Below are 11,641 nucleotides of genomic sequence, written 5' to 3'. Positions count from 1 at the left end.
GTGATGCACGCGCGCCACCAGCAGCTTTCCGCCGCCACACAGGCCATGACCCGGCGCTGGTTCTTCGAACGCTGCGCCCTGGGCCTGGGCACGATGGCGTTGTCGTCGCTGTTGAACGAAGGCGCTGCCGGACCTGCGCAGGCCGCGCCCGTGACGGGCGCCGATCCTCTGCTCCCGCGCCCGCCGCATTTCGCCCCCAAGGCCAAGCGCGTCATCTATCTCTTCATGGCCGGGGCACCGAGCCATCTGGAGCTGTTCGACTACAAGCCCGCGCTCGAGAAGTACAACGGCCAATTGCCTCCGCCCGAGTTGCTCAAGGGTTATCGAGCCGCGTTTATCAATCCGCAGTCGGCGTTGCTGGCCCCCAAGTTCAAGTTTGCCCGGCATGGCCAATGCGGTGCCGAGGTTTCGGAGCTGTTGCCGCATCTGGCCGAAGTGGTCGACGAGCTGGCCATCGTGCGCTCGATGGCCACGGATGCGTTCAACCACGCGCCGGGCCAGATCTTCATGAACACCGGTTCGCAGCAGTTTGGCCGACCCAGCATGGGCGCCTGGGTCACCTATGGCCTAGGCAGCGAATCGCGCGAGCTGCCGGGCTTCGTCGTGCTCAACTCGGCCAAAAAAGGCACCAGCGGCGGCGCGTCGAACTGGGGTTGCGGCTTCTTGCCGACCGTCTTTCAGGGCGTCCCGTTTCGCAATCAGGGCGACCCGATCTTGTTCCTCTCGAACCCGCCGGGCTTCGATGCCGAGATGCAGCGCGAGTCGCTCGACGCGTTGCGCGCGCTCAACGAGCGGCGACTCGACGTCGTCGGCGATCCGGAAATCGCGACGCGGATCAACGCCTTCGAACTGGCCTACAAGATGCAATCGAGCGCGCCGGAGCTGATGGACATCTCGCAAGAGACGCAGGCCACGCTCGACTTGTACGGCGCGACGCCCGGCGAGCCGTCGTTCGCCAACAATTGCCTGCTCGCCCGGCGGTTGATCGAGCGCGGCGTGCGATTTGTCCAGTTGTTCCACGAGGCCTGGGACCATCACGGCGGCCTCACCGCCGGTCTCAAGGAGCAATGCGGCCTGACCGATCGCCCCGCTGCGGCCCTAATCAAGGATCTGCGGCAGCGCGGGCTGTTGGACGAGACGCTGGTGATCTGGGGCGGCGAGTTCGGCCGCACACCGATGGTCCAAGGCGGCAACGATGGCCGCGACCATCATCCCAACGCTTTCTCCATGTGGCTGGCCGGCGGCGGCGTGAAGCCGGGCTTGACGCTCGGCGCCAGCGACGACTTCGGCTTCAATGCCGTGACCGACCGCGTGCACGTGCACGATCTGCACGCCACGCTGCTGCATCTGCTCGGTCTGGAACACACCCAGTTGACCTATCGCTTCCAGGGCCGCGACTTCCGCCTGACCGACGTCCACGGCGAGCTGGTCACGAAGCTCTTGGCGTAGCCGTTATCGACGCGGCCGGCCGCTACGTGGCCTGGGTCGTCGCACGAACGGAATTAGCGCGAGCAAGCCCAGGCCCACCAGGCAGATTGTCGAGGGCTCCGGCACGGCGACCACGTAGGTGCCCGTCGCGAAGAGCATGCCTTGCAGTTGGATGAAGATGCCATCCGGAGCGGGATCATCGAGTTGGATGCGCTCCGTCGAGATGGGCGCGGCGAGTGCCAGCCCATAGGTCGTCATCCCGCCGCTCGTCCCGACCACCGAGCGGGTCAGCGTGCCCAAAGGGCCGATCGAATACAGGAGAAACCGGGCCCCATAACTTGAAAAATCGATCGTGCCGTCGCCGAGCAGCGAGCCGAACGGTCCTGTTCCCTGATAGGTCAACAGTCCCACGTCCAGAATCGTTTCGGTCGGATCGGTGTCGTCGCCTGGGTCGAAGGCAAAGCTGTCGACACCCGTGAACTGCAGCGGCAGTTGCCCGTCGGAGCGGAACCCCGAGATCACCGCGCCGACGAGCCCTGCACCGATCGAGCCGAGGGCACCGAGGTCGAGCGTCAGCGAATTATCGGCAATCGCGAGGCTGCCGCCGCCCAGCGTCAATTTCGTCGCCACGGGAAAATCGTCGTTCAGCTCGATCCCTTGCGTGCCGGTCAGGCTGAGGTTCGCCGTCGCCGTGATCGCACCCAAGGCGTCGACCGAAAGCAACAGCGTCGAATTCGGCACGGTCAAACTGGCCGCCAGCGGGGCCGCCTGGGCGGGTGCCGCAAAGGCGATGCACAAGCAACAGCCGATCCAATGCCAGCGTTTCATGGCCGTTCACCTGGTTCGGCGCGCGGGCCGTCGATGTCGGTGGATCGTTTCACAACGACGCGCCGGGCCAGCGGCAGGAAACCCGCCAGAGCCGCGGCCAAGAGCACGACGGTCGAAGGTTCCGGCACGCAGACGTACGACCCCGTCGCGCCGATCGTGCCGGAGAAGTACGCATCGACGCCCAGCCCCGGGACGACGATCTGAGCATTGACCGATAGCGGCAGCGTGAGCGTCAAACCGTAAGTCGACGCGCCACCCGAGGTGCCGAGCAAGGTCTGGTTGAGCGTCGCCAATTCTCCGCCCTGCGGCAGCTCGAAGTACAGCGGATCGGAGGAGAAATCGAGCGTGCCTGAACCGAGCAACAGCGCGATGGGTCCCGACCCTTGATAGGTCAACAATCCGCCATTGACGCCACTATAGGTATTGGAATTCGTCGAATCAGCCGGATCGAACTGGTAGTTCCAGGTACCACCGGAGTAACTGAGCGGGATCTGGCCCGGGGTGTTGAGGGCAGCCAAGGTGACGTCGATCAGCGATGCGCTGGCCGAACCCAGTGCTCCCAGGTCGAAAGTGAACGAATTGTCGTCGGCGAACAGTTGCCCGCCGTCGAACGAGAGCGTCGTCGCTAGCGGATCGCAACTGTCGAGCGTCAGGTTCTGCGTGCCAGAAGCCGGCACATTGACACTCGTCGAGATCGATCCGAGCAAACGCACCGTCAGGGTCAAATTGCTGCCGGGCACGAGGGTCAACGTGGTGGAAACCGGCGCGGCGATGCAGCAAGACGCAGAGCACAATACGAGCAGTAGCGGCAATGACGAGCGCAAGATGCAAAACATGGCCTGCTCCCTCCTTTGTGTTTGCCTTGCCTGGAGGACAAGCCCACGCTGCCCTCCCCAGGCGCATGCAAGAAAACTCAGCTGGAGGTCGGACCCAGGTCCGACCTCCAGCTGCAGTCTTGTTCGAGAAACGCCGGTTTCATCGGGCTTCGGGGCCGATGAATCGGGCGAGACTAGCAATAGAACCGCTTGTTACGGCGGCGGTGCATGCCGGCAACGTTGCTCACGCTCGGACGCCGCGCTTTGGTGAAGCGAGGGCTGACGCGCCGCTGCGGTGCGACACGGTTCAATCCAAACCGCGAGAGGGCGTCCTGCTCTTGCCCATCTCCGTCGTGTTCCGGAAGCTCTGGACCCTGCGATTTCATGTTCGAATGCTCCTGTCGAAGTCGTCGCCGTTCCCTGCAGGGTGGTGGCGACCGTGGTGGCACGCCGGTTCGGGGTGGCACCCGAGAGCGTGTGGAATAAGGCCGGCTCCCACTTGCGTGGGAGCCGGCCGCTAACTGGCTATCGCGATGGGCGCGAGCCGGGGCCCTTAGGCTTTCCGGTTGCGCTTGGCACGCCGCACGAGCGGCAGCACGCCGGCCGCGGCGACACCGAGCAGCACCAACGTCGAGGGTTCCGGCACGCAGACGTAGCTACCGGTCGCCTGGATCACGCCTTGCAGCGTGGCGTTGATGCCGAGGTCCGAGTCAATCGAGGTGAAGATCGACAGCGGAGCCGAGAGCAAGACGCCGTAGGTGGTCGAACCACCGCCGCTGCCCAGCAACGTCTGGGTGAGCGTGCCAATCTGGCCCAGCGACGGGATCTCGGCATTGACCGGGTCGGTGGAGAAATCCAACGTGCCCGAGCCGAGCAGCAGCGCGATGGCGCCCGAGCCGGCGTAGGTCAGCAGACCCTGATTGATCGAGCTGCTGACAACGTTCCCGGCCGTGGTGTCACCCGGGTCGAACGAGTAGTTCCACACACCGCCCGTATAGGTCAGCGGCACGCTGAGGGTGCTGTTCAGGGCGTTCATGCTGGTATTGAAAAACCCGGCGCGAATCACACCGAGCGCGCCGAGGTTCAGATTGAGCGTTTGATCGGCCAGGTTGATTTGGCCGCCGGTGAACTGCATCGACGTGGCGAGTGGATCGCAGTCATCGAGGACGATGTTCTGCGTGCCGGTCGGGTTGAAGCCGATCGACGCGGTGATCGCGCTCAGGGCGTCAACCGTCAGCAGCAGGGTCGAATTGGTGAGAGTCAGCGAGACCGCAGTGGGGCTAGCGAGCGACTTGCCAGTCGTCAAGCCCAACACCACTACAGCCATCGCAAGCATCGAAAACTTCTTCATCACGTAAAAACTCCACTAAGGCTTGGTTGTTGTGACGGGTCCCGCGATCGCAATCGCTAGGCACCGCCTTGCATAGTTCGCCCCACAGTCCGGTGCCGCGCGTATCGCCGTCTGGCCGCTGCGGACGGCCGTACCGCGATTCGTTCGGCGGGGTTGCCTCTCCCCGGACCTACACCGACTCGCCCCGCTCGGTTGCTGCCGAGAGCGGGGGCATTCCTTGGGCGAAGCCGCGACCCGGAGGCAGGGCTTCGCATCGCGTTCTGACCGCGGTGGCTCGCAGCGAGCCGCGCGTGTCTGATCGCGACGTGTGTGCTTACCAGGTCCACCGCTTGTTGCGGCGGCGATGAATCCCGCTGTGGACCGACGGGCGGCCTCCCGAGCGGGAATAGCTGATCCGGCGCGAGCGGCGCGGTACGGCCTCACCCTTGCGCGCACGGTCATAGATACCGGTCTCAGCCGAGGTCGAATCGGCTTCGTACGTGTCGTACAGGCTGTTGGCTTGCATGACTTCCTCCCTTTTGTGTCGAGTCAAACGGATTCTGTTGCAGTCAAGCGGAACACTTACCGATCAGGGAACTCAGCCGAGGTCCTGGCCCGACCAGCGTCTGCGGCGCGGGTGGGACGAGGACGCCTGACCGAATCCTTCGACCGCGGCGGCTCCATCAGAAGCCGCGGTCTGCTGCCGACTGGCCAACGAGGCCGCCGGAGCTAGTCGTTGGGCAATCTCGCGTGCCTCGCCCAACAACTGAGCGAGCTCCGCGGGTTCGCCGACACCCGGCAGATACATCCACACACCGATCTGCCGGGCCCAGATTTCTTCCTGCAGGTTGCCTTCGTTTCCGCAGACAACCAGCAACGTGGTTCCTGAGCGGCCGAGCCGCTCGATCAGCGCGATCAAGTCGAGCTGCGCGGCGTGCGCCGGATGCTCGAGATCGATCACCGCGAGTTGTACGAACGTCCGCCGCGACCAACTCTCCGCCACCTCCGCGTCGAGGCAGGGAATGGCCCGCCACCCGCTCTGGCCGGCCGACCAGGCGAGCTGCTCGCGGCGCTGGGCGTCGATCGCCACCACCAGGCACTGCAACAGGGTTGTCGTGCCTGGTGCTTCCGCAGGTGCAGCGCGGTGCGGCACCTCGGCAAGTTGGGGCTGGAATGGACTCATTGCGAAGCTTTCCCGGCTATTCACGGTCTGGTACTGGCTTGCGGAGTAAACGCCTTGCGCATGGCAAAACTCCAACTCGAGTCCCCTTCGCCGATTCGCGCCGCAGATCTACTGCCGCGCGATTGCATGGGCCCGGTTGGAGTCGAAGCTGTCGGCGGTTCGACGGAACCGAAACCCTCGCGAGCGCAGCGCTCGTCGTCGTTTCGGCGGGTCGAAAACTGTTGCCGCATTTGCGCCTCGCCAAACGCCTGACCGGCCACCGGGCGCCACAACGGCGCCGACAACGCAGTCAAGAACGGAGTCCCCCCTCGAACGCCCGACTTGCCCACGATCAGGGCAAGCGACGGTCGGCCTTCACGCCCGCGACGCCTTCACGGAGCCAGCCGGTACCCCGCGACGCTGCAGGAACCGCAGAGTTCCCTCAAGCCGCGACTGGTCATCCGGCGCCATCAACCGGGCGGTTAGGCGGGTTGGAGAAAAGCAAGGCACATGCCAAGATAAAAATAAAACTTTTTGATGTTCTTAAGTCATTTAAAAATAATGACTTAAAATTGAGTGCGCCATTTTGCCGCGACTCGGCGACAATACGGGCTATTTCACAGGTTCAAGGAGTGTTTTTTTGGTAGATCGCAGTAACTTGTTGTTTTTAAGAGTGTTACGACAATTTTCACTGGATGGGTGAATGGGCACTGTCTTGGTGAGACGACAGGCAGAGGTGAGTTAAGTAAAGAAAAAAATAAAATTGATGTAAGACTTGATTTTAAAACAGGTTCCGTTGATCCATTTCCTCTGGGCCCGCGAGCCATGAGGTTCCAAGGCTTGGCGGTTCACCAATTTGAGATGGCCGCTCACCGACGGTGAGACTGCCCTGCCCTTATCATGGAGGCCCCAATAGACGCCCCCGCGGCGCGTTGCTAAACGGCTCGCAGATCAGGACTTAGCCTGCGGGAGGGTGAAGAAGACGGCTCGGCGCTAGCTGTGCTGCCACGCACCGGGCGCGGAGCGGCTTTCACCGCCATGAGGAAGCGCCAAGCGGAGATTGGGGAAAGAGTCCCAGGCCCGTGCGGCAGTGGATTTCAGAACCCGAGTGCCGAGGTGCTAGTTGCGAGTCGCCGGCTTATCGGCTGCATGGCCATCGCCAGTTTCAGCGTCTTCGGGCAACTGACCCAAGAGCCGGGTCATCGTGTTGGCGTGCACGCCTAGAAGCTTGGCGGCGCGGCCCTTGTGCCCGCGCGTCGCCGCCAGTGCCTGACGCACCGCTTCATTGCGCAAGCGTTGCAGGTTGAGATAGGGCAGCGCGAATCGTCGTGCCGGCTTGATGGCCTGGCGGTTCGGCAGTTGCGGCGCACAGTCGAGCACGTATGACTGTTCGATGATGTGCGCCAACTGCCGGATGTTGCCGGGCCAATGGTATTCGCAGAATTGCTCGAGCTGCTCGGGCAGCGGGATCCACTCTTCGCGACCATACCGGGCCGCGAACATCCGCGAGAAGAATTGGCAGAATTCGCCGATGTCCTCGCGCCGGTCGCGCAGCGGCGGCACGTGGAACTCGACCACGGACAAGCGGTAGTAAAGGTCTTCGCGGAATCGACCTGCCGCGACTTCGGCCTCGAGATCGCGGTTCGTGGCCGCGACGACCTGCACGTCGATTTTCACCGGGTGCGCCGCACCTACCGGTGTGACTTCGCATTCCTGCAAGACGCGCAGCAGCTTGGGCTGCAAGTCGAGCGGCATCTCGCCGACTTCGTCGAGGAACACGACGCCGCCGTTGGCAGCACGGAACACACCGAACGAACTGCCCGCGGCGCCGGTAAACGCCCCTTTTTCATGGCCGAATAGTTGGCTTTCCGCCAAAGTCGGCGTCAGCGCTGCGCAGTTGACCGGGATAAACGGTCGCGCGGCGCGCGGGCCACAGTTATGAATCAGCTTTGCCCAGAGCTCTTTGCCCGTTCCGGTTTCTCCGGAAATCAAGGCTGTGCAGGGAAACTCGGCAACACGGCGAACTTGTTCCGCGATCTTGCGGATCTGCGTGTTGCGTCCCAGCACCATGCTGCCTAGCAGATCGGTCGCACCAGAGGCGACCCCGGCAATACGGTTGGGCACGGCGCCAGGCGTGGCGCTGCGCGAACCGTCAGCATGACGTTCATGCGAAATCGACATCGGCGTTCCTCGGAACGATGCTGCCCATGCGTACGCATCGTTCGCTGCTTCTCTGTTCGTGTCGCCGCAGCGGTCAGGCCCGAGTCTGCGAGCGACGGGTGCAAATCACTAGCGTGCCAGTTCCAAAACGTCCAGGATGCGTACGATTCGTCCCTGAGGTCCGAACTTCTTCCTCCTGCCCACTTGCGCGAGCTTTGGCATCCGTGTCGGACCGGCAACGACTTTTCAGTCGCAACCGGCAAAGTACGGCGTCAACAAAGTCTGCGACAGTCGCCACACTCGACGTGAGCGCCTTCGAGACCCTTTGACACAACGAGGGAAACGGAGGAAGACGCGTGGCCTCTCGTGCACGCGCACAAACCATCCACTTTCCCTACCCTGTCTCTTCCGATTAACGCTTATGCTAATCAGAGATTCCGGCGTCGGCAACAGAGAAGTGCCCGGCGTCGGTAGAAAAAAGTTGACAGGTGATGTGACCATAAGTCATTAAGCGATATTAACTTATGGTCGATATTGTGAGCCTGCTAACAACCCCGATTCGGGCCTCTGTTTGAGGGCCTAAGGGCGGTCCCCGATGCGGGTTGGGCAAAATATGCACCCGTCACATGGCCGCCCGATCGTCACGCACATGGGATCTATGTGTTTCCCCCCGATCGGTGCATGTAGATCCCCCTGACGATAAGCAAGGATGATCGCCGTCGTCAGGGCTGCTTCGCTTCTGCGGGCGCGAAGAACATCAGATGCTGCCAGGGCAGTTTGTCGTATTGGCCAACCAGCCGTAAACCGTTGGCCCCATACTCTTTGAGAATCTGCTCTTTGCTCATCTTATGCAGCGGCTTGATCGGCACCGAAGGATCCTCGGCCCGAAACTCGGCCAAAGCGATCCGGCCGCTCGGAGAGAGGCTCTTGCGCAGCGCCTGAAGCATTGGTTCCGGGTGCGAGAACTCGTGGTAGACGTCCACCAAAAGGATCAGGTCGACGGTGCCCGCGGGCAGCTTCGGATCGGCCACGGTTCCCAGGATGGGCTCGACCCAATTGGTACCCGAGGCCTCGAGCTCCTTATCGAGCAGCGACAACATCTCGGGCTGGATGTCGACGGCGTAGACTTTGCCTTTTGCGCCGACGAGGGTAGCCATTTTGAGCGTGTAATAGCCGTTGCCGCAGCCCAGGTCGCAGACGGTCTGGCCCGGCTTGATTCCCAAGGCCGCGAGCAGCTCGGCGCAGCTTTCTTCCTGCTCGCGCGAAGCTCGAACCAGCCAGTCGGCGCCGTGGTACGACATGAACGGCGCGATCTCGCGGCCGAGATAGTGCGTCAGCGGCGGGGGCAATTCGGCAGTCGCCGCGGCGTCGGCCGTGGGTTCCGCCGCGATGTTCGGCGCGGGCCAGACTCCTGCGCCAGCCAGGGCCACGACCGTCCAGCAAAACAACCGACGGCGGCAACTCAGCAGCGGCGATTCGATTCTTGCGTGCATGGCCGTGGTTCCTGTACAGGCGGCCGCTATTTCATGCTGATCGCCGCACGGACCCGCGCGGCAAGCTGATTGACATTGCGCACCAGCGCATCGCTCGCCTCGCTGGCTTCGTCGCGAAAAGCGAACTTATGGCAGTTGCCTAGCACGCGCAGGGCATCGAGCAGCAGGGCCGCATCTTCGCGCGTGAGTTCGAGTTGAGCGGCGACAGCCGAGGCGGTGGTGGAGGTGGTCGACATGCGAGTGAAATCCGGCGAAAGGGCGTGCGCGGTCAACGCTGCGAACATCTTAACGTGATTTTAATGCTCGGCCAGCGAGTTCGCCGCCCGAGTCCCGGTGATGAATCAAGCGCAAGCCGCATGCGAATCGTACGCGTCGAACTGGCCGTCGGCCGCCAGGGCGACCACGGCAATGCGCTGCGCGTCAGCGAATTGCAAGACTTCGGCCTCATCGAGCAGGATCGTGCGGCCGGCTTCGATCGCCAGCACGCTGCCGCCGGCCGCGGCCATGGTCTGCAGGGTGCCGAGGCCGATCGTCGGGACGTCGAAGCGCATGTCCTGGCGCGGCTTGGCGACCTTGACCACGGTGAAGCCGCCGGCCGGACACAGCGAACCGGCCCGCTGGATGCACAGGTCCGTGCCTTCGATTGCCTCGACCGCCAGGGTCGCACGGCCTTTCACGGCGACGCTCTGGCCGATGTCGAGACCACCGACGGCCTTGGCCACGCGCCACCCGAACTCGATATCGGCGCGTTGGGCCTTCGTCGGACCAAGTCGTGTCAGTTGACCCAGTTTCACGAGTAACTCCGGTGCGAAATCGGTGGCCGGACAAAACGTAATGCCGCCCGTGGCAAACTCGTCGACCACGGCCTGCAGCAAGGTGTCGTCCTTGCGATCGCGCTTGAGGGAAAGAAAATGCGGGTAGAACCGCCGCACGGTGCGCAGGTCGGGCAGGTGTTTGATCAGGGCCCAAGGCTGGTACAGCCGGACCTTGTGAATCTTGCCGGCCATCGTGGCGCGGGTAACGCCGTGGCGACGAAAGAAGCGAATCGCCGCGCCCAATCGCCCGAGCCCAACCCAGCCGAACTCGGTGCAGTGCGCGGCCAGCGCCGGATCGCAGTGATCTTTGACGCCCAGGGTGATGACTTCATAGCCGCGGTCGCGCAGGGCGTCGGCCATGACGAGCGGATAGCGCCCCCAGCCGGCTACCAGGCCGATCCGCTCTTTGCTTCGCACGGGCCCAGGTTGCATGGAACCGGTGGCTATCCCGCGTGCAGCGTTCGGACGATCGCGATTAGCCATGGCGCAAGGTCGAGTGGCCTCAGGCGGCGTGATTGCGGGCCGAGCGATCCGGCTCGGTGGTGGCCGATTCGTCGAGCCATTCGGGCGGCATCGCGGTGCTCGCCTGGCCCACGAGTTGTTCCACTCGGCGTGACAGGGCCTTCAAGTCTTTGCGCATCTCGGGCAATTTCGAAAGCGTGGCTTGCAGCACCTTTTGATCGCGAATCGGCGTGGCCGGGATGCCCATCATGATAGCGCCCGCGGGCACATGATTGGTGATGCCGGCCATGGCGCTGATGATCGCTCGATCGCCGATGTGCACGTGATCGCGGACGCCAACCTGCCCGGCAATCACAACATAATCGCCCGTGCTCGTGCTGCCTGCGATGCCGACCTGCGCGCAGATCAGGTTGTGGCGGCCGATGCGGCAGTTGTGGGCGATCTGCACCTGGTTGTCGATCTTCGTACCTTCGCCGATCACCGTGGCGCCGTAAGTACCCCGATCGACGGTCGAATTCGGACCGATCTCGACGTCGGACTCGATACGCACATGGCCCAATTGTGCGGCCGGCTCGTGGCGCCCGGCGACCTGGGCATAGCCAAAGCCATGTCCGCCGACGATCACGCCCGCGTGCAAGACGACCCGTGGGCCGACGATCGTTTCGGGATAGAGCACGGCGTTCGGAAAGACGATGACGTCGGCCGCGATGCGGCAACCGTCCATCACGCACGCGCCACTATGAATGATTGTTCTGGGACCGATTTCGACGTCGGCCCCGATCGACGCGCCAGGGTGAATCTCGGCCGTGGCGTCGATGTGCGCCGACGAATCGATGTTGGCCTGGCGCGAGATGCCCACGCGGCGGCTGCTGCGCGCCGGCCGGAAAAGCTGTAGTAACGTGATAAACGCCTGGTGCGGGTCGTCGACTTCGATGGTCGGTTTGCCGGCGGCGCTCACGCCGCGCGGAACAATGGCCGCCGCGGCTGCCGTGTCGGCCAGACGACGGGCCTTGTCGGCATGATCGACCAGCGTGATCTGGCCCGCGACGGCCTCATCGAGTGTGGCTGCCCCGGTGATCGACAATTGCGCATCGCCCGTCAGCTTGCCACCGACGCGCAGCGCCAGTTCGCCAAGTTGCTCCGCCATG

11 protein-coding genes are annotated in these 11,641 nt (G+C 63.4%); 1 reads left to right on the top strand and 10 read right to left on the bottom strand.

Translation table 11 applies throughout. The features are described 5' to 3' along the window. Positions 1 to 3 precede the first annotated feature (3 nt). Positions 4 to 1,449 (top strand): DUF1501 domain-containing protein, encoded by a 1,446-nt coding sequence (locus tag K1X74_07295; protein ID MBX7166139.1) that lies wholly within the window; start codon positions 4 to 6, stop codon positions 1,447 to 1,449. A gap of 3 nt (positions 1,450 to 1,452) precedes the next feature. On the opposite strand, the gene K1X74_07290 is transcribed toward K1X74_07295, so the two are convergent. From K1X74_07290 to lpxD, 10 genes are all read right to left on the bottom strand, one after another. Next, positions 1,453 to 2,256 (bottom strand): PEP-CTERM sorting domain-containing protein, encoded by an 804-nt coding sequence (locus tag K1X74_07290; GenBank protein MBX7166138.1) that lies wholly within the window; start codon positions 2,254 to 2,256, stop codon positions 1,453 to 1,455. Then, on the bottom strand, positions 2,253 to 3,092 hold the full coding sequence (locus K1X74_07285) for a PEP-CTERM sorting domain-containing protein (protein MBX7166137.1): 840 nt from the start codon (positions 3,090 to 3,092) through the stop codon (positions 2,253 to 2,255). The genes K1X74_07290 and K1X74_07285 overlap by 4 nt, the downstream gene beginning before the upstream one ends. 532 nt (positions 3,093 to 3,624) lie before the next feature. Then, positions 3,625 to 4,422 carry a PEP-CTERM sorting domain-containing protein gene (locus K1X74_07280; protein ID MBX7166136.1) on the bottom strand — a complete coding sequence of 266 codons (798 nt, stop codon included), beginning with the start codon at positions 4,420 to 4,422 and terminating at the stop codon, positions 3,625 to 3,627. 313 nt (positions 4,423 to 4,735) lie between these two features. Beyond that, complete coding sequence (locus K1X74_07275; protein ID MBX7166135.1) at positions 4,736 to 4,927, bottom strand: hypothetical protein; 192 nt, start codon at positions 4,925 to 4,927, stop codon at positions 4,736 to 4,738. Positions 4,928 to 4,999: 72 nt separating this feature from the next. Then, positions 5,000 to 5,584 (bottom strand): hypothetical protein, encoded by a 585-nt coding sequence (locus tag K1X74_07270; protein MBX7166134.1) that lies wholly within the window; start codon positions 5,582 to 5,584, stop codon positions 5,000 to 5,002. A 1,098-nt stretch (positions 5,585 to 6,682) separates the two neighbouring features. Then, complete coding sequence (locus K1X74_07265; GenBank protein MBX7166133.1) at positions 6,683 to 7,744, bottom strand: sigma-54 dependent transcriptional regulator; 1,062 nt, start codon at positions 7,742 to 7,744, stop codon at positions 6,683 to 6,685. Between the two features lie 701 nt (positions 7,745 to 8,445). Next, positions 8,446 to 9,216, bottom strand: coding sequence for a methyltransferase domain-containing protein (locus K1X74_07260; GenBank protein MBX7166132.1), 771 nt, complete (start codon positions 9,214 to 9,216; stop codon positions 8,446 to 8,448). A 26-nt stretch (positions 9,217 to 9,242) separates the two neighbouring features. Next, the gene (locus K1X74_07255; protein ID MBX7166131.1) at positions 9,243 to 9,452 is read right to left on the bottom strand and encodes a hypothetical protein; all 210 of its coding nucleotides are present in this window, start codon (positions 9,450 to 9,452) and stop codon (positions 9,243 to 9,245) included. Between the two features lie 105 nt (positions 9,453 to 9,557). Further along, on the bottom strand, positions 9,558 to 10,463 hold the full coding sequence (gene lpxI / locus K1X74_07250) for a UDP-2,3-diacylglucosamine diphosphatase LpxI (protein ID MBX7166130.1): 906 nt from the start codon (positions 10,461 to 10,463) through the stop codon (positions 9,558 to 9,560). A gap of 70 nt (positions 10,464 to 10,533) precedes the next feature. After that, positions 10,534 to 11,640, bottom strand: coding sequence for a UDP-3-O-(3-hydroxymyristoyl)glucosamine N-acyltransferase (lpxD, locus tag K1X74_07245; GenBank protein MBX7166129.1), 1,107 nt, complete (start codon positions 11,638 to 11,640; stop codon positions 10,534 to 10,536). Position 11,641: the final 1 nt, after the last annotated feature.

The organism is Pirellulales bacterium (assembly GCA_019694435.1).
Taxonomy (GTDB): domain Bacteria; phylum Planctomycetota; class Planctomycetia; order Pirellulales; family JAEUIK01; genus JAIBBZ01.
Note: the sequence above shows the minus strand (reverse complement) of the source record. Positions and strands in the feature narration are given on the sequence as shown.